Origin of the sequence: Streptomyces verrucosisporus (assembly GCF_017114865.1) — a bacterium.
Classification (GTDB): Bacteria; Actinomycetota; Actinomycetes; order Streptomycetales; family Streptomycetaceae; genus Streptomyces; species Streptomyces fenghuangensis.
This window is the reverse complement of record NZ_JADEYH010000049.1, coordinates 1-17,908: the sequence shown is the minus strand read 5'-3', so window position 1 is coordinate 17,908 and position 17,908 is coordinate 1. Positions and strand designations below refer to the sequence as shown.

Genomic DNA, 17,908 nt, shown 5'->3' with positions numbered 1-17,908 from the left:
GGACACATCGCTCCCTGGGTTTGCAGCGGCTGCTGGCTGACTTGGTGTGCGGATCCGGTCGTCGGGCTGGCCCGAGCGCGGTCCGCCGTCAGTTTATCCGCAGCTCATCGCGGATCCGCCAGGACGTCTCGCACTCCGACACACGACCAACGTGCCACACGGCTCCCGCGAAGGGGAGAGGCCGTGCCGGGCGGGGGCCCGCGACCCTGGTGGCACGGCCGTGCGGGCCTCCCGCCTCCGGTCTCACCCGGCGTTCAGCATGTGGACGACCTTGTCCCACACCGTGTCGGCGAGGTCCTCCTTGGGGCCGTGCGGCACGGGTGTCTCACTGCCGTCCGAGCCCAGGAGGACCGCCTCGTTCTCCTCCGCGCCGAAGGTCCTGTCCTCCCCGACCTCGTTGACGACAAGCAGGTCGCACCCCTTGCGGGCGAGCTTGGCCCGGCCGTTGGCCAGGACGTCGTCGGTCTCGGCCGCGAAGCCGACGACCACCTGCCCGGGGCGGGTGCGGGCGGCGGAGAGCTCGGCCAGGACGTCGGGATTGCGGACCAGGGCGACCGGCTCCGGTTCCCGCCCCTCTCGCTTCTTGATCTTCCCCTGCGCGTAAAGGGCGGGCCGGAAGTCGGCCACCGCCGCGGCCATGACCACGGCGTCCGCGTCCTCGGCGGCCTTCAGCACGGCTTCCCGCAGCTGCACGGCGGTGCCCACCGGCACCACGTCCGCGCCCGCGGGATCGGCCAGGGAGGTGTTGGCGGCCACCAGGGTCACCCGCGCGCCGCGCGCCACAGCGGTGCGGGCCAGGGCGTAGCCCTGTCGGCCCGAGGAGCGGTTGCCCAGGAAGCGGACCGGGTCCAGCGGTTCGCGGGTGCCGCCCGCGCTGACCACGACGTACCGCCCGGCCAGGTCGCGCCCGGACGCGGAGCCGCGGGCCAGCAGCCGGCGGCAGACCTCGAAGATCTCGCCGGGGTCGGGCAGGCGCCCCTTGCCGGTGTCCTTGCCGGTCAGCCGTCCGACCGCGGGCTCGATGACGACCGCGCCGCGGCGGCGCAGGGTGGCCACGTTCTCGGCGGTGGCGGGGTGCTCCCACATCTCGGTGTGCATGGCGGGCGCGAAGACCACCGGGCAGCGGGCGGTGAGCAGGGTGTTGGTCAGCAGGTCGTCGGCGAGTCCGTGGGCCGCCCGGGCGAGGGTGTCGGCGGTGGCGGGCGCGACGACGACCAGATCGGCCTCCTGCCCGATGCGCACGTGCGGGACCTCGTGGACGTCCTCCCACACCCTCGTGGTCACGGGGTTGCCCGACAGAGCCGCCCAGGTGGGCTCGCCGACGAACCTCAGCGCCGACCCGGTCGGCACCACCCGTACGTCGTGGCCGGACTCCGTCAGCCTCCGCAGCAGCTCGCACGCCTTGTAGGCGGCGATGCCGCCGCTGACACCCAGGACCACCCTGGGCCTGTCTGACCTGTCCATCCCTCGCCTCTCCCCGGCTCGGCGGCCCGTCGGCCGCTCACTGTCGCGCGTCGGCGGCGGGCGCGTCGGGGACGCTTCCGCCGGTACCCATGACACACCATGGGCCCGGCAGCCGCGCTGCCGGGCCCATGGAGGTGGTGATGCCGTTCGTGCGGCCGGCCGCCGCGGGCGGCCGGGGCCTCACTGCGTCGGGTTGTCGACGGCCTCGGAGGTCAGCAGACCCGCGTTGATCTCGCGGAGCGCGATCGACAGCGGCTTCTCGTGGACGTGGGTGTCCACCAGCGGGCCGACGTACTCCAGCAGGCCCTCGCCGAGCTGCGAGTAGTAGGCGTTGATCTGGCGCGCGCGCTTGGCGGCGTAGATCACCAGGCTGTACTTCGAGTCGGTGGCTTCGAGCAGCTCATCGATCGGCGGGTTGATGATGCCCTCGGGCGTGTTGATGGGAGAGGACACGCTCTACCTTCCGCTGCGGTGGATAAGACGGGCAGTGATCCGGCCGGACCTCGGTACGGGAGGTCTCCTGCCGGTGTCCCGGATTCCGGCGGCTGTCCTGCCCGGCCCTCCGGTGACGATTCCGGCGACGATCACGAAACCTTCATCAAGGCTAGCAGCTCGCGGCTGACGTCCTCGACGGAGGTATTGACCAGGGTCACGTCGAACTCCGACTCGGCGGCCAGCTCGACCCCGGCCGCGGCCAGCCGCCGATCGATGACCTCGGGGGACTCGGTGCCGCGGCCGGTGAGGCGGCGGACCAGCTCGTCCCAGCTGGGCGGGGCCAGGAAGACGAGCTGTGCCTCGGGCATCGATTCACGGACCAGCCGCGCCCCCTGGAGGTCGATCTCCAGGAGCACCGGCTCTCCCGCCTCCAGCCTCTCCAGCACGGCCCGCCGCGGAGTGCCGTAGCGGTTGCCCGCGAACTCGGCCCACTCCAGCAGTTCGCCGTTGGCGACCAGCTTGTCGAACTCCTCGTCGTCCACGAAGAAGTACTGGACACCGTGCTGCTCGCCGGGGCGCGGCCTGCGGGTGGTGGCGGACACCGAGAGCCAGATCTCCGGATGGACCTTGCGCAGATGAGCGACGACCGTGCTCTTGCCGACCCCGGAGGGGCCGGAGAGCACGGTCAGTCGCGGACGTTCACTCATACGGCGATTATCCCGGTTCCCAGGCAGGCCCGGAAACGTCAGGCGGAACCGCCGCCGAACTCACGCTCCAGGGAGGCGATCTGGTTGGATCCCAGACCGCGCACCCGGCGGCTCTCGGAGATGCCGAGCCGCTCCATGATCTGGCGGGCCCGGACCTTGCCGACGCCGGGCAGGGACTCCAGGAGGGCGGAGACCTTCATCTTGCCGATGACGTCGTTCTCCTGGCCCTGCTTGATGACCTCGTGGAGCGAGGCGCCGGAGTGCTTGAGTCGGTTCTTGACCTCGGCGCGCTCCCGGCGAGCCGCGGCGGCCTTCTCGAGCGCGGCTGCGCGCTGTTCAGGGGTAAGGGGCGGAAGAGCCACGCCTACGTCACCTCGGATGTCGAACTGGTCGGATATTGGTCGGTGAGGAACCTAGTGGCCCCGCACCTGCGGAGCAACGAGCAACACGTCCCCCGGCGCCCCCGGACCTGCGAGGACCCCGGAATTCGCGGTGCTCTCGTCGGAGACTAGCGGCCCATCGCGTCCGAGTCAGCGAGAACGGGGGAAAAGTCCAGGTCAGACTTGAGCCGACCTGGACTTTTCCAGACAAAAGGGTGTGGCTGAAGGGTCGATTCCGCAGGGTGCCCCGGTTTTTCCGGACCCTCCGGTTCTGCCCCGGCTGATCAGCCCAGGACCTCCCGCAGGGCGTCGGCCTCCCTGGCCGCGGCCTCCCGCAGGGCCTGCGGAGAAGGCCCGCGGCCCAGGACTCCCCGGCTGATGCTCGGCACCACGTTGCGCACCGCGCCGCCGAAGACCCTCGGCAGGTCGGCCGCGGTGGCACCCTGGGCTCCCAGCCCCGGCGCCAGCAGCGGGCCGTTGACAGCCAGGTCCGCGCCGGCCTCCTCCAGCGTCGCGCCGACCACCGCGCCGACCGGGCCGAGCGGGTGGGCCCCGGCGTTCTCCCGCGCGATGTGGTCCAGCACCGTCTGGGCGACCGACGCACCGCCCCCGGCGGTGGCCCGCTGCACCTCGGCGCCCTCCGGGTTGGAGGTCAGGGCCAGGACGAAGACGCCCGAACCCGCCGCCCGCGCCGCGTCCAGGGCGGGGCGCAGCGAACCGAAGCCCAGGTAGGGGCTGACGGTGACGGCGTCGGAGAACAGCGGGCTGCCCGGATCCAGGTAGGCGGCGGCGTAGGCGGCCATCGTGGAGCCGATGTCGCCGCGCTTGGCGTCGGTGAGCACCAGGGCGCCGGCCGAGCGCGCGTCGGCGATCGCCCTCTCCAGGACGGCGACACCGCGCGAGCCGAAGCGCTCGAAGAAGGCGGACTGCGGCTTGAGGACGGCGACCCGGTCGGCGAGGGCGTCCACCACCGTGCGGGTGAACCGCTCCAGGCCCGCCACATCGTCGTCCAGGCCCCAGGCCGCCAGCAGCGAAGTGTGCGGGTCGATGCCGACGCACAGCGGGCCCCGGTCGTCCAGGGCGCGGCGCAGCCGGGCGCCGAACGGCTCGGGAGCGCCGGGGGCCTGCGCGGCCCCGGAGGGCTGCGGGGCTTGCGGAACGGTCATCGGGAGGTCACCTTCCGGGTGTCTGCGCCGACGGCCGCGGCGAGGGTGGCGTACGGGCTCGCGGCCAGGCGCGCGGCCAGGCCCCGGTGGATTCGGCGGCACCACAGCGGGCCCTCGTAGACGAGGGCGCTGTAGCCCTGGACGAGGGTGGCCCCGGCCAGGATGCGCTCCCAGACGTCGTCGGCGGTCCGCACCCCGCCGACGCCGACGAGCGTGACGCGGTCGCCGACGCGGGCGTACAGGCGGCGCAGCACGGCCAGGGAACGGTCCTTCAGCGGCGCACCGGACAGCCCGCCCGCGCCGGCGGCCTCGATCTCGGCGCGGCCGGTGGTCAGGCCCAGGCCGTCGCGGGCGACGGTGGTGTTGGTGGCGATGATGCCGTCCAGGCCCAGCTCCACGGCGAGGTCGGCGACCGCGTCGACGTCCTCGTCCGCCAGGTCGGGGGCGATCTTGACCAGCAGGGGGACGCGGCGGCCGGGCACCGCGTCGTCGGCGGCCGAGCGCACGGCCGCCAGCAGCGGGCGCAGGCGCTCGGTGGCCTGGAGGTTCCGCAGGCCGGGGGTGTTGGGCGAGGAGACGTTGACGACGAGGTAGTCGGCGTACGGGGCCAGGCGGGAGGCGGAGAGCGCGTAGTCGTCGGCGGCCTCGCTCTCGGGAGTGACCTTGGTCTTGCCGATGTTGACGCCGACGGTGGCGGGGAAGACGGCCCGGCGCCCGGCCAGACGGGCGGCCACGGCGGCGGAGCCGTCGTTGTTGAAGCCCATGCGGTTGACCAGGGCCCGGTCGGCGACCAGGCGGAACAGCCGGGGTGCGGGGTTGCCGGACTGGGGGTGGGCGGTGACGGTGCCGGTCTCGACGTGGTCGAAGCCGAGCATGGTGAGCCCGTCGATGCCGACCGCGTTCTTGTCGAAGCCGGCGGCCAGCCCGAAGGGGCCGCGCATCCGCAGGCCGAAGGCCTCGGTTGCCAGGGCGCGGGCCTGCGCCCGGCCCGGGGCCGCGACGGCCGCGACGAGGTGGCGCAGGCCGGGGACGCGGGCGGCCAGCCGGATCAGGGCGAACGCCAGGTGGTGCGCCCTCTCGGGGTCCAGGCGCTTGAGGATCAGATGGAACAGCAGGGGGTACATGCGGGTCTTCCGTGCGGCGGGCGGTACGGGATCCGGCGGCGAGGTCCGGTGGCGGGGTGCTGCGGGTGCGCTCGCGGTGAGGGGGACGCCGCTGCCGGCGTCCCCCTCACCCCTGGTCACTTACCGCGGGCGGCTGTCAGGTGTTCCGCGTGCTCCTGCAGGGAGCGGACCCCGACCTCCCCTCGTGAAGTGGCCTCGATGCCCTGCACGGCGGCGGCCAGCGCCTGGACCGTGGTCAGGCAGGGCACGGAGCGGGCGACCGCGGCGGTGCGGATGTCGTAGCCGTCCAGACGGCTCCCGGTGCCGTAGGGGGTGTTGACGATGAGGTCGACCTCGCCGTCGTGGATGAGCTGGACGATGGTCCGCTCCCCGTTCGGCCCCTCGCCCTCGCTCTGCTTGCGCACCACGGTGGCGTCGATGCCGTTGCGGCGCAGCACCTCGGCGGTGCCGGAGGTGGCCAGCAGCTCGAAGCCCATGGCGACCAGCTCCCGGGCCGGGAAGATCATCGAGCGCTTGTCGCGGTTGGCCACCGAGACGAAGGCCCGGCCCTTGGTGGGCAGCGCGCCGTACGCGCCCGCCTGCGACTTGGCGTAGGCGGTGCCGAAGACCGAGTCGATGCCCATGACCTCGCCGGTGGAGCGCATCTCCGGGCCGAGCACGGTGTCCACGCCGCGGCCGTGGACGTCGCGGAAGCGGCTCCAGGGCAGCACGGCCTCCTTCACCGAGATCGGCGCGTCCAGCGGCAGGGTGCCGCCGTCGCCGCTCGCCGGCAGCAGGCCCTCGGCCCGCAGTTCGGCGATGGTGGCGCCCAGCGAGATCCGGGCGGCGGCCTTGGCCAGGGGCACGGCGGTGGCCTTGGAGGTGAAGGGGACGGTGCGCGAGGCGCGCGGGTTGGCCTCCAGGACGTAGAGGATGTCCCCGGCCAGCGCGAACTGGATGTTGATCAGCCCGCGCACCCCGACGCCGCGCGCGATGGCCTCGGTGGAGGCCCGCAGCCGCTTGACGTCGTGACCGCCCAGGGTGATCGGCGGCAGGGCGCAGGCGGAGTCGCCGGAGTGGATGCCGGCCTCCTCGATGTGCTCCATCACGCCGCCGAGGTAGAGCTCGGTGCCGTCGTAGAGCGCGTCGACGTCGATCTCGATGGCGTCGTCGAGGAAGCGGTCGATCAGCACCGGGTGCTCGGAGACCAGGCCGGCGTGGCGGGTGAGGTAGTCCCCCAGCGAGGCCTCGTCGTAGACGATCTCCATGCCGCGCCCGCCCAGCACGTAGGAGGGGCGGACCATCACCGGGTAGCCGATCCCGGCGGCGATCTCCTTGGCCTCGGCGAAGGAGAAGGCGGTGCCGTACTTGGGCGCGGGCAGCCCGGCCTCGACCAGCACCCGGCCGAAGGAGCCGCGGTCCTCGGCCAGGTGGATGGCCTCCGGGGAGGTGCCCACGACGGGGACGCCGTTGTCCTTGAGCGCCTGGGCCAGCCCGAGCGGGGTCTGGCCGCCGAGCTGGACGATGACGCCCGCGACGGGGCCGGCCTGCCGCTCGGCGTGGACGATCTCCAGGACGTCCTCCAGGGTGAGCGGCTCGAAGTACAGCCGGTCGGAGGTGTCGTAGTCGGTGGAGACGGTCTCGGGGTTGCAGTTGACCATCACGGTCTCGAAGCCGGCGTCGCGCAGCGCGAAGGAGGCGTGGACGCAGGAGTAGTCGAACTCGATGCCCTGCCCGATGCGGTTGGGGCCCGAGCCGAGGATGATCACCGCGGGCCTGGTGCGCGGGGCGACCTCGCTCTCCTCGTCGTAGGAGGAGTAGAAGTACGGGGTCCTGGCCGCGAACTCGGCGGCGCAGGTGTCGACCGTCTTGTAGACCGGACGCACCCCCAGGGTGTGGCGCACCTCGCGGACGACGTCCTCGCGCAGGCCCCGGATCGCGGCGATCTGGGCGTCGGAGAATCCGTACCGCTTGGCCTCGGCCAGCAGTTCGGGGGCCAGGCGGCCGGCCTCGGCCAGCTCGTCGGCGATCTCCTTGACCAGGAAGAGCTGGTCGGTGAACCAGGGGTCGATCCTCGTGGCCTCGAAGACCTCCCCGGGGCTCGCGCCGGCCCGGATGGCGGCCATGACGGTGTTGATCCGGCCGTCGGTGGGGCGCCGGGCGGCGGCCAGCAGCTCGTCCTTGTCACCCAGGCCGGCCACCGGGGTGGCGAAGTCGAACTGGCTGCCCTTCTTCTCCAGCGAGCGCAGCGCCTTGTTCAGCGCCTCGGGGAAGTTGCGGCCGATGGCCATCGCCTCGCCCACCGACTTCATGGTGGTGGTGAGGGTGGAGTCGGCGGCCGGGAACTTCTCGAAGGCGAAGCGCGGGACCTTGACCACCACGTAGTCGAGCGTGGGCTCGAAGGAGGCCGGGGTCTGCTCGGTGATGTCGTTGGGGATCTCGTCGAGGGTGTAGCCCACGGCCAGCTTGGCGGCGATCTTGGCGATCGGGAAGCCGGTGGCCTTGGAGGCCAGCGCCGAGGAGCGCGAGACGCGCGGGTTCATCTCGATGACGATGACCCGGCCGTCGGCGGGGTTGATCGCGAACTGGATGTTGCAGCCGCCGGTGTCGACGCCGACCTCGCGGATGACGGCGATGCCGATGTCGCGCAGCGTCTGGTACTCGCGGTCGGTGAGCGTCATCGCCGGGGCGACGGTGATGGAGTCGCCGGTGTGCACGCCCATCGGGTCGAAGTTCTCGATGGAGCAGACGACCACGACGTTGTCGTGCTTGTCGCGCATCAGCTCCAGCTCGTACTCCTTCCAGCCGAGGATGGACTCCTCCAGGAGCACCTCGGTGGTCGGGGAGAGCGCCAGCCCCTGGCCGGCGATGCGGCGCAGCTCGTCCTCGTCGTGGGCGAAGCCGGAGCCGGCGCCGCCCATGGTGAAGGAGGGCCGCACCACGACCGGGTAGCCGCCGAGCTCGTCGACGCCGGCCAGGACCTCCTCCATGGAGTGGCAGATGACCGAGCGGGCGGACTCGCCGTGCCCGATCTTGCCCCGCACCGCCTCCACGACCTCCTTGAACTGGTCGCGGTCCTCGCCCTTGCGGATGGCCTCGACGTTGGCGCCGATCAGCTCCACCCCGTACTTGTCCAGGGTGCCCGCCTCGTGCAGGGAGATGGCGGTGTTGAGCGCGGTCTGGCCGCCCAGGGTGGGCAGCAGGGCGTCGGGGCGCTCCTTGGCGATGATCTTCTCGACGAACTCCGGGGTGATCGGCTCGACGTAGGTGGCGTCGGCGATCTCCGGGTCGGTCATGATCGTGGCCGGGTTGGAGTTGACCAGGACCACCCGCAGGCCCTCGGCCTTGAGGACCCGGCACGCCTGGGTGCCGGAGTAGTCGAACTCGGCGGCCTGCCCGATGACGATCGGGCCCGAGCCGATGACCAGGACGCAACGGATATCGGTGCGCTTAGGCACGCTGGCCCTCCATCAGGGAGACGAAGCGGTCGAACAGGTACGCGGCGTCGTGCGGCCCGGCCGCCGCCTCGGGGTGGTACTGGACGCTGAACGCGGGGCGGTCCAGCAGGCGCAGGCCCTCGACCACTCCGTCGTTGAGGCAGACGTGGGAGACCTCGGCGCGCCCGTAGGGGGTGTCGCTGGGGGCGTCCAGGGGGGCGTCCACGGCGAAGCCGTGGTTGTGCGCTGTGACCTCGACCTTGCCGGTGAGGCGGTCCTGCACGGGCTGGTTGATGCCGCGGTGGCCGTACTTGAGCTTGTAGGTGCCGAATCCCAGGGCGCGGCCGAGGATCTGGTTGCCGAAGCAGATGCCGAACAGCGGGGTGGAGCGCTCCAGCACCCCTCTCATGAGGGAGACCGGGTGGTCGGCGGTGGCGGGGTCCCCGGGGCCGTTGGAGAAGAACACCCCGTCCGGCTCCACGGCGTAGACGTCCTCGATCGTGGCCGTGGCGGGCAGCACGTGGACCTCGATGCCGCGCTCGGCCATCCGGTGCGGGGTCATGCCCTTGATACCCAGGTCGACCGCGGCGACCGTGAACCGCTTGGCGCCGATCGCCGGGACGGTGTACGCCTCGGTGGTGGCGACCTCGGCGGACAGGTCGGCGCCGGTCATCTCGGGGGCGGCCTTGACCCTGGCCAGCATCGCGGCCTCGTCGGCGATGGCGTCGCCGGAGAAGATGCCGACCCGCATCGCGCCGCGCTCGCGCAGATGGCGGGTGAGCGCCCGGGTGTCGACGCCGCTGATGCCGACGACGCCCTGGGCGGTCAGCTCCTCGTCCAGGGTTCGCACCGAGCGCCAGTTGGAGGGCACGCGGGCGGGGTCGCGCACCACGTAGCCGGCCACCCAGATCCGCTTCGACTCCGGGTCCTCGTCGTTGACGCCGGTGTTGCCGATGTGCGGGGCGGTCATGACGACCACCTGCCGGTGGTAGGAGGGGTCGGTCAGGGTCTCCTGGTAGCCGGTCATGCCGGTGGAGAACACCGCCTCGCCGAGGGTCTCGCCCACGGCCCCGTAGGCGCGGCCGCGGAAGGTTCGGCCGTCCTCCAGGACCAGTACGGCGGGCGCCCTGGAGGCTTTGCGGGCGGAGGTCGTCATCGTGCGCCTTCCTCGTGGTGCGTGGTGGCGGCAGCGTCGGTGGTGCCGTGGGGTTCGTCGGCGGCGCCGGAGGCGCCGGGTGCGCCGGCCGTGCCGGGGCCGCCGCCGGACATGGTGCGCAGCTCCTCCAGCCAGGCGGCGTGCTCGGCGGCGCGGTCGGAGCGGAAGCCGGAGTCCAGCAGGCGGTCGCCGTGCTCCCAGGTGATCACCAGCAGGCCGTCCTCGGTGAGGACCTTGCCGGCGATGCCCTTGTCGAGCCGGGCGCCGCGCAGCCTGCCGGCCGGGATGAAGAAGTCGTTCGCCCCGGGCCGCACCACGTGCACGCCCTGTTCGGTGAGGGTGAGCTCGGCGCGGCTGCGGGCGCCCAGGCCGTGGGCGACGATCCGCTCCAGCCACTGCCCGGCCGCGGTGGAGCCGTGATAGCGGCCGGTCATGGTCAGCCTGGGCTCACCGGGGGCGGCGGGTGCCTGGGGCAGTTCGGGGAGGTCGGACTGGAGCACCGAGCGCCACTTCCAGCCCTCCCTCATCAGCCAGTACACCAGGGCGACGAACAGCAGAAGGCCGATCACCCAGGCGATCCGGGGCGCCCAGTCGGTGACCTGCCGCGACTCGGGCGCCGCGGCGAAGCGGATGGCGATCGGTACCGGTGAGAGGTTCATACGAGCTTTCCGTCCATGACTGTCGCCCTGCCCCGCAGGAACGTGTGTGTGACGCGGCCCGGCAGCTCGCGTCCCTGGTAGGGGGTGTTGCGGCTGCGGGAGGCGAAACGTGCGGAATCCACCGTTCCACGGTATGCCGGGTCGACCAGGGTGAGGTTGGCGGGCTCACCAGCCGAGACGGGCCGCCCCTGGCCGGCCAGCCGCCCGATGGCCGCGGGCCGGAAGGACATGCGGTCGGCGACGCCGGCCCAGTCCAGCATTCCGGTCTCCACCATCGTGTGCTGGACGACGGAGAGCGCGGTCTCCAGGCCGACCATGCCCATGGCGGCCGCGCCCCACTCGCAGTCCTTGTCCTCGTGGGGGTGGGGGGCGTGGTCGGTGGCGACGCAGTCGATGGTGCCGTCGGCAAGCGCCTCACGCAGGGCCCTCACGTCGGCCTCGGTGCGCAGCGGCGGGTTGACCTTGTAGACCGGGTCGTAGGAGCGCACCAGCTCGTCGGTGAGCAGCAGGTGGTGCGGGGTGACCTCGGCTGTGACGTTCCAGCCCTTGGACTTGGCCCAGCGCACGATCTCCACCGATCCGGCGGTGGACAGGTGGCAGATGTGCAGCCGGGAGCCGACGTGCGCGGCCAGCAGCACGTCGCGGGCGATGATCGACTCCTCGGCGACGGCCGGCCAGCCGCCCAGGCCCAGCTCGGCGGAGACCGTGCCCTCGTTCATCTGGGCGCCCTCGGTCAGGCGGGGTTCCTGGGCGTGCTGGGCGATGACGCCGTCGAAGGCTTTGACGTACTCAAGCGCCCGGCGCATGATCACCGCGTCGTCCACGCACTTGCCGTCGTCGGAGAAGACCCGCACCGAGGCGGCCGACTCGTGCATCGCGCCCAGCTCGGCGAGCTGTTTACCCTCCAGGCCGACGGTGACGGCGCCGACCGGCTGTACGTCGCAGTGGCCGGACTCCCGTCCCAGCCGCCAGACCTGCTCGACGACGCCGGCGGTGTCGGCGACGGGGAAGGTGTTGGCCATGGCGTGCACGGCGGTGTAGCCGCCGGAGGCGGCGGCCCGGGTGCCGGTCAGCACGGTCTCGGAGTCCTCGCGGCCCGGCTCGCGCAGATGCGTGTGCAGGTCCACCAGGCCCGGCAGCAGGATCTGCCCGCCGGCCTCGACCACGCGGGCGCCGTCGGCGTCCAGGCCGGCGCCGACGGCCGCGACGGTCTCGCCGTCGATCAGGACGTCCAGCGCCCGGCCGCCCAGCACCTTCGCGCCGCGGATCAGGGTCTTGCTCATGGGTGTCACTTCTCCTCGCTACGGGCGGTGGTGTCGGCGGTCCCCGCGGTGCTGCCGGGGGCACCCGCGTGCTCGGAGCCGCCGAGCAGCAGGTACAGGACGGCCATGCGGATCGAGACGCCGTTGGCGACCTGCTCGGTGACGGTGCAGCGTCCGGAGTCGGCGACCTCGGCGGTGATCTCCATGCCCCGGACCATCGGGCCGGGGTGCATCACGACGGCGTGTCCGGGCATCCGCTCCATGCGCTGCACGTCGAGGCCGTAGCGGCGGGAGTACTCGCGCTCGGTGGGAAAGAAGGCGGCGTTCATCCGCTCGCGCTGGACGCGCAGCATCATCACGGCGTCGGACTTCGGCAGCACGGCGTCCAGGTCGTAGGAGACCTCACAGGGCCAGCCCTCGACGCCGACCGGCAGCAGGGTGGGCGGTGCCACCAGGGTGACCTGGGCGCCCAGGGTGTTCAGCAGGTCGACGTTGGAGCGCGCGACCCGGCTGTGCAGGATGTCGCCGACGATCGTGATCCGCCGGCCGGCCAGATCCCGGCCGAGCCCGGCGTCCGGGCCGATCAGGCGGCGGCGCATGGTGAACGCGTCGAGCAGCGCCTGGGTGGGGTGCTGATGGGTGCCGTCGCCTGCGTTGACGACGGCGGCGTCGATCCATCCGGAGGTGGCCAGGCGGTAAGGGGCGCCGGAGGCTCCGTGCCGGATGACGACGGCGTCCACGCCCATCGCCTCCAGGGTCTGGGCGGTGTCCTTGAGGGACTCCCCCTTGGAGACCGAGGATCCCTTGGCCGCGAAGTTGATGACGTCGGCGGACAGGCGCTTCTCGGCGGCCTCGAACGAGATGCGGGTGCGGGTGGAGTCCTCGAAGAAGAGGTTGACGATCGTGCGGCCGCGCAGCGCGGGCAGCTTCTTGATCGGGCGGTCGGCCAGGCGCGCCATCTCCTCGGCGGTGTCGAGGATGCGCACGGCGTCGTCGCGGGTGAGGTCGGCGGCCGAGATCAGGTGACCGGAAGTCCGGGGGTTGCCCCCGGGGAAGAGCGGCATCTGGATGTGCTCCGGTGTGTGGAGGTTTCAAGGCGTGCGGACACGCGGACGCGGCCGCGGGGCCGCCGGGCCCGGGAGGGCGGGAACGGCGCGGGGTGCGGGGTGGGTGAGGAGGCCCGGAAGGGGAGCGGGGACGCTACCGCTCGCCGGACGGGGCGGCCTCCGCCTCGCGGCGCTCGCCCAGGAGCACGCCGTCGCGGCCGTCCTCCTCGGCGAGCCGGACCTTGACCGTCTCCCGCAGCGACGTGGGGAGGTTCTTGCCGACGTAGTCGGCGCGGATCGGCAGTTCGCGGTGGCCTCGGTCGACCAGGACCGCGAGCTGCACGGCGCGGGGGCGGCCGATGTCGCCGAGCGCGTCGAGCGCGGCCCGGATGGTGCGGCCGGAGAAGAGCACGTCGTCGACCAGGACGACCAGGCGCCCGTCGACGCCCTCGGCCGGGATCTCGGTGCGGGCCAGGGCACGGGCGGGGCGCATCCGCAGGTCGTCGCGGTACATGGTGATGTCGAGCGAGCCGACCGGCAGCGGGCGGCCGGTGATCTCCTCCAGCTTGGCCCCCAGCCGCCTGGCCAGATGCGCGCCGCGGGTGGGGATGCCCAGGAGGACCACGTCGTCGGCGCCCTTGGCGCGCTCGACGATCTCGTGGGCGATGCGGGTGAGGACCCGCGCGATGTCCGGTGCCTCCAGCACGGGGCGGACCGGGCCGGGACCGTTGCCGTCCAGTTCTCCCATGGATGTGTCCACGGTAAACGGACCTCCTTCCCCGCCTCACGGGACGGGCCTTAAAGGACGTCGGATGGTGCGCCGTCAACGGTACCAGCCCTCCCGGACGGGCTGTCCGGGGCGTCCGCTCCGGGCGCCCGCCGGGGCTGCCCCCGCACGGGCGCGCGGGCCCGGGACTCCCGTGCACCCCCCGGTATGGACCGGCCCGGCTTGACGCCGTACATTACGCTGCGTAACATCACAGTGAGTTACGAAGACGTCCTCCGGGGAGCCATATGTCCAGCGAATACGCCAAACAGCTCGGGGCCAAGCTCCGCGCCATCCGCACCCAGCAGGGGCTCTCCCTCCACGGTGTCGAGGAGAAGTCCCAGGGCCGCTGGAAGGCGGTCGTGGTCGGCTCGTACGAGCGCGGCGACCGTGCCGTGACCGTGCAGCGGCTGGCCGAGCTGGCGGACTTCTACGGCGTCCCGGTGCAGGAGCTGCTGCCGGGCAGCACGCCGGGCGGAGCCGCCGAGCCGCCGCCGAAGCTCGTTCTGGACCTGGAGCGGCTGGCCCACGTGCCGTCCGAGAAAGCGGGCCCGCTGCAGCGGTACGCCGCGACGATCCAGAGCCAGCGCGGCGACTACAACGGCAAGGTGCTGTCGATCCGCCAGGACGACCTGCGCACTCTCGCCGTCATCTACGACCAGTCGCCCTCGGTGCTGACCGAGCAGCTCATCAACTGGGGTGTGCTGGACGCCGACGCCCGTCGCGCCGTCCAGCACGAGGAGGCCTGAGGCACTCCCCCCGCGGCGCCGCCGGCACCGCCACCGGGCGGGACCCCGTCAAAGGGTTCCGCTCCCGGTGGCGGCCGCGTTCCGCGCCGTTGCCCGGGGATCCTCGACGGTGAGGGGCCCGGGACACCCGTCGGGTGTCCCGGGCCCCTCACCGCTTCCCGGATACGGCGGACCCGGCCCGGATCGCCCGGACCGGACCGCTCAGACGCGCTTCAGCGTCGGCTTGAGTTCCTTCAGCCGGCCCAGCAGGCCGTTGACGAAGGTCGGGGAGTCGTCGGTGGAGAACTCCTTGGCGAGCTGCACCGCCTCGTCGATCACCACCGCGTCGGGTACGTCGTCCTCCCAGATCAGCTCGTACGCGCCGAGCCGCAGGAGGTTGCGGTCCACCGACGGCATCCGGTCCAGCGTCCAGCCGACGGCGTAGGTGGCGATCAGCTCGTCGATCCGGTCCGCGCGCTCCGCGTACCCCTCGACGAGCTGCATCGTGTACTCGCCGACCGGCGGCTGCCGCTCATCGGTCCGCGCGTGCCGGATCCAGTCCGCCAGCACGGCCGTCACGGCGCTGTCGCGCTGGTCGGCCTCGAACAGGATCTGGAAGGCCCGTTTACGTGCCTTGGTGCGGGCTGCCACGGTTAGCTGTTCACCCGGCCGAGGTACTCACCGGAGCGGGTGTCGACCTTGATCTTCTCACCGGTGGTGATGAAGAGCGGAACGCCGATCTCGTAGCCGGTCTCCAGCCGGGCGGGCTTGGATCCGCCGGTGGAACGGTCGCCCTGGACACCCGGCTCGGTGTACTCGATGACCAGCTCGACGGCGGCGGGCAGTTCGATGAACAGCGGGTTGCCCTCGTACACGGCGACCGTGCACTCCTGGCCCTCCAGCAGGTAGTTGGCGGCGTCACCGACGACCTCGGGGGTGATGGGCATCTGGTCGTAGGTCTGGGTGTCCATGAAGACGAAGTCGGCGCCGTCCTTGTAGGAGAACTGCATGCCGCGCCTGTCCACGGTGGCCGTCTCGACCTTGGTGCCGGCGTTGAAGGTCTTGTCGACCACCTTGCCGGAGAGCACGTTCTTGAGCTTGGTGCGGACGAAGGCGCCGCCCTTGCCGGGCTTGACGTGCTGGAACTCGACAACGGACCAGAGCTGGCCCCCTTCGAGCTTGAGCACCATGCCGTTCTTGAGGTCGTTCGTGGTGGCCACGGTCGCGGAATCTCCTGAGACTGCTGCTGCGGAAGACCGAAGGACCACGCCCCCGTGTCACAGGGCGAGCAGTTCCTTGGTCGTGATGGTGAGTAGCTCCGGTCCGCCGTCCGCCTGCGGGCGGACGACGAGCGTGTCATCGATCCGGACGCCGCCCCGTCCCGGGAGGTGGACCCCCGGTTCGACGGTGACCGGCACACAAGCGTCCAGTTTACCCATGGCCGCGGGCGACAGCCGAGGGTCCTCGCCGATTTCCAGCCCCACGCCGTGCCCGGTGCCCGCTTCCAGGAAGTCACCGTACCCGGCCGCCTCCAGCGGCTGGCGGGCGGCCCGGTCGATCTCACGGTACTCCGTCCCCGGCAGCAGTGCCTCCCGCCCGGCGCGCTGGGCCGCGAAGACCAGCTCGTACAGCTCGATCTGCCAGTCGGCGGGGGCCGGGCCGATGACGAAGGTACGTCCGACCTGGCAGCGGTAACCGCGGTAGCGGGCGCCCAGCCGCACGCTCAGGAAGTCGCCCTCCTCCACCCGCCGGTCCCCGGGCCGGTGGCCGGGCAGACCGGAGTTGCGGCCGGTGCCGACGCAGGTGGGGAAGGCGAGGCCGTCGGCACCGTGGTCCATCAGGCGCCTCTCCAGTTCCAGCGCCAGATGGCGCTCGGTGCGGCCGACCAGGATGGACTCCAGCAGCTCGCCGAGCGCGTGGTCGGTGATCTCCGCGGCGACGCGCAGGGCCGCCAGCTCCTCCTCGTCCTTGACCAGGCGCTGCTGCTCCACGGCGCGGCCCAGGTCGGCCAGGCGCAGCCGGGGCGCGGCCGCGGCCAGGGCCCGGTGCCGGGCCACGGTGAGGTCGTGCTCCTCCACCGCCAGCAGCTCGGTCCCGGCCCGGGACGCCGCCAGTTCGGCGGCGGCGACGGCCGGGTCGGGCGCGTCCCCGGGCAGGACGGTGCGGTGCAGGTCGCCCGTGGAGCACGGTGGCCCGGTGCGTCCGTCGGTGACGGGCACGGCCGGGCTCAGCAGGGTGTCGTGGCCGTCCACCCCGAGCAGCAGGACCGCTCCGGGGGCGGACCAGCCGGTCAGATAGCGGACGTTGGCGGGCCGGGAGACCAGGGCGGCCTCACCGCCCGCCGCCGTCCAGCGGTCGCGCAGTCGGCTGCGGCGGGCCACGTACACCTCGGACATGCCCCCGAGCGTACGCAGTGTGACGCTCGGGGGCGTCCCGACACGTCCGGGCGGCCCGCCGTACGGACGCTCCGTCGTACCCGCCACCGGTCCGGGCCGGGCGGGTGCGCTACCAGCTCGGCGGGCTGGTGAGCGCGCGGGCCACGGCCTCGTCCAGCAGGCGTGCGGTGGTGGCCACGTCCTGCCGGGAGTTGTCGATGATCGGCAGGCCGGAGCCGTACCAGCCGGCCATCCGCCCGTGGATGCGGGCGACCTCCTCGTCCGACAGCCGGCGGTTGCCGGTGCGCTCGGCGTTGCGCTCCAGGACGACCTCCAGGCCGGGCAGCAGCACCACCGGGATCAGGCCGGGGCCGACGTGCCGCTTCCAGCCGCCGAGGCCGACGACGGGCCGGTCGGGGAAGACCGCGTCGTCCAGGATGCAGGAGATGCCGTTGGCCAGGAAGTTCCGGGCGGCGAAGCCGCAGGTGCGGCGGGCGAGGCGGTACTGCGCCTCGGAGTGCTCGTTCCAGCCGGACTGGGGGTCGGCGAAGCCGGAGCGCACCCATTCGCGGACGTCGTCCAGGCTGATGTGCGCGGTGGGCACGCGGCGGGTGTCCGCCCAGTACCGGGCGACGGTGGTCTTGCCGGCGCCGGCCGGGCCTATCAGCAGGACGGCGACGGCGGCGGTGTGCGCGGCCTCCACCGTGACGGGACCGGCGGCCGGGTCGGCGGTGCCCGATATCTGCACCGGTGCGCCGGGCGGCAGCCGGAGGTGGCCGGTGGCGTCCGGGGCCCGGGGCGGAGGGGCCGGGGTGGGCGCGGAGGCCGGGGGCGGCCCGGCCGGAGGCGCCGCGGGCGGGGCCGGGTGCGAGGGAGGCGGGGGCGGGGGGACCGGGTGAGGGGTGTTCCAGCCGGGGTGGGCCGCGGACCGCGGATGCGCATGGGGATGTGGTGGGTGTCCCTGCGGGTTTCCCTGGGGGCGGCCCTGGGGTGAGCCCGAGGGCGGGACGGGCCGCTGCGTCCCGTACTGCTGCATCCGGTCCCAACTCCGTTTCCGTCCGGTGCGCCGGCCGGGCGCGGTGGGCCCGGCCGGACGTCACCTCGTCCGTCCGGCACCGAACGGTACCTTCCCCCGGCCGGTGCCGTGTCAACGGTCGGCGGTTCGAAGTGGTGCCCGCTCCCCGTGCCGCCCCGTGTCGGAGTCTCCCGTACCGGTACGGGGCA

Annotated in this window: 17 protein-coding genes; 1 reads left to right on the top strand and 16 read right to left on the bottom strand. The window is 72.8% G+C overall.

The window, feature by feature from the left end:
- Positions 1-243: 243 nt before the first annotated feature.
- From coaBC to pyrR, 12 genes are all read right to left on the bottom strand, one after another.
- Positions 244-1,464 carry a bifunctional phosphopantothenoylcysteine decarboxylase/phosphopantothenate--cysteine ligase CoaBC gene (gene coaBC / locus IQ279_RS26865; protein WP_206351923.1) on the bottom strand — a complete coding sequence of 407 codons (1,221 nt, stop codon included), beginning with the start codon at positions 1,462-1,464 and terminating at the stop codon, positions 244-246.
- Between the two features lie 180 nt (positions 1,465-1,644).
- The gene (gene rpoZ / locus IQ279_RS26860; protein ID WP_093850766.1) at positions 1,645-1,917 is read right to left on the bottom strand and encodes a DNA-directed RNA polymerase subunit omega; all 273 of its coding nucleotides are present in this window, start codon (positions 1,915-1,917) and stop codon (positions 1,645-1,647) included.
- A 131-nt stretch (positions 1,918-2,048) separates the two neighbouring features.
- Positions 2,049-2,606, bottom strand: coding sequence for a guanylate kinase (gene gmk, locus IQ279_RS26855; protein WP_206351922.1), 558 nt, complete (start codon positions 2,604-2,606; stop codon positions 2,049-2,051).
- Between the two features lie 38 nt (positions 2,607-2,644).
- Positions 2,645-2,968, bottom strand: coding sequence for an integration host factor (locus IQ279_RS26850; RefSeq protein ID WP_093656674.1), 324 nt, complete (start codon positions 2,966-2,968; stop codon positions 2,645-2,647).
- A gap of 302 nt (positions 2,969-3,270) precedes the next feature.
- Entirely contained in the window at positions 3,271-4,152 is an 882-nt protein-coding gene (gene pyrF / locus IQ279_RS26845; RefSeq protein WP_206351921.1) for an orotidine-5'-phosphate decarboxylase, read from the bottom strand.
- Positions 4,149-5,276 (bottom strand): quinone-dependent dihydroorotate dehydrogenase, encoded by a 1,128-nt coding sequence (locus IQ279_RS26840; RefSeq protein WP_206351920.1) that lies wholly within the window; start codon positions 5,274-5,276, stop codon positions 4,149-4,151. Before IQ279_RS26840 ends, pyrF begins: the two co-directional genes overlap by 4 nt.
- A gap of 116 nt (positions 5,277-5,392) precedes the next feature.
- Positions 5,393-8,713: a carbamoyl-phosphate synthase large subunit gene (carB, locus tag IQ279_RS26835; RefSeq protein WP_206351919.1), complete on the bottom strand. Its 3,321-nt coding sequence runs from the start codon at positions 8,711-8,713 to the stop codon at positions 5,393-5,395.
- Positions 8,706-9,848 carry a glutamine-hydrolyzing carbamoyl-phosphate synthase small subunit gene (gene carA, locus IQ279_RS26830; RefSeq protein WP_206351918.1) on the bottom strand — a complete coding sequence of 381 codons (1,143 nt, stop codon included), beginning with the start codon at positions 9,846-9,848 and terminating at the stop codon, positions 8,706-8,708. The genes carB and carA overlap by 8 nt, the downstream gene beginning before the upstream one ends.
- Positions 9,845-10,507, bottom strand: coding sequence for a PH-like domain-containing protein (locus IQ279_RS26825; RefSeq protein ID WP_206351917.1), 663 nt, complete (start codon positions 10,505-10,507; stop codon positions 9,845-9,847). Before IQ279_RS26825 ends, carA begins: the two co-directional genes overlap by 4 nt.
- Positions 10,504-11,790, bottom strand: a complete 1,287-nt coding sequence (locus tag IQ279_RS26820) for a dihydroorotase (RefSeq protein WP_206351916.1) — start codon at positions 11,788-11,790, stop codon at positions 10,504-10,506. The genes IQ279_RS26825 and IQ279_RS26820 overlap by 4 nt, the downstream gene beginning before the upstream one ends.
- A 5-nt stretch (positions 11,791-11,795) precedes the next feature.
- On the bottom strand, positions 11,796-12,833 hold the full coding sequence (locus IQ279_RS26815) for an aspartate carbamoyltransferase catalytic subunit (protein ID WP_206351915.1): 1,038 nt from the start codon (positions 12,831-12,833) through the stop codon (positions 11,796-11,798).
- A gap of 136 nt (positions 12,834-12,969) precedes the next feature.
- Positions 12,970-13,563: a bifunctional pyr operon transcriptional regulator/uracil phosphoribosyltransferase PyrR gene (gene pyrR, locus IQ279_RS26810; protein ID WP_206351924.1), complete on the bottom strand. Its 594-nt coding sequence runs from the start codon at positions 13,561-13,563 to the stop codon at positions 12,970-12,972.
- Between the two features lie 266 nt (positions 13,564-13,829).
- Between pyrR and bldD the strand changes: the two genes are divergently transcribed.
- Positions 13,830-14,330 (top strand): transcriptional regulator BldD, encoded by a 501-nt coding sequence (gene bldD, locus IQ279_RS26805; RefSeq protein ID WP_206351914.1) that lies wholly within the window; start codon positions 13,830-13,832, stop codon positions 14,328-14,330.
- A gap of 201 nt (positions 14,331-14,531) precedes the next feature.
- Here bldD and nusB read toward each other — a convergent pair whose 3' ends face one another.
- The 4 genes from nusB to IQ279_RS26785 form a co-directional block, all read right to left on the bottom strand.
- A complete protein-coding gene (gene nusB / locus IQ279_RS26800) occupies positions 14,532-14,960 on the bottom strand; it encodes a transcription antitermination factor NusB (RefSeq protein ID WP_206351913.1) in 429 nt (142 codons plus the stop codon).
- A 2-nt stretch (positions 14,961-14,962) separates the two neighbouring features.
- The gene (gene efp / locus IQ279_RS26795) at positions 14,963-15,529 is read right to left on the bottom strand and encodes an elongation factor P (protein ID WP_206351912.1); all 567 of its coding nucleotides are present in this window, start codon (positions 15,527-15,529) and stop codon (positions 14,963-14,965) included.
- Positions 15,530-15,586: 57 nt separating this feature from the next.
- Entirely contained in the window at positions 15,587-16,705 is a 1,119-nt protein-coding gene (locus tag IQ279_RS26790; protein WP_206351911.1) for an aminopeptidase P family protein, read from the bottom strand.
- A 109-nt stretch (positions 16,706-16,814) separates the two neighbouring features.
- Positions 16,815-17,720 (bottom strand): AAA family ATPase, encoded by a 906-nt coding sequence (locus IQ279_RS26785; RefSeq protein ID WP_206351910.1) that lies wholly within the window; start codon positions 17,718-17,720, stop codon positions 16,815-16,817.
- Between the last annotated feature and the right edge of the window lie 188 nt (positions 17,721-17,908).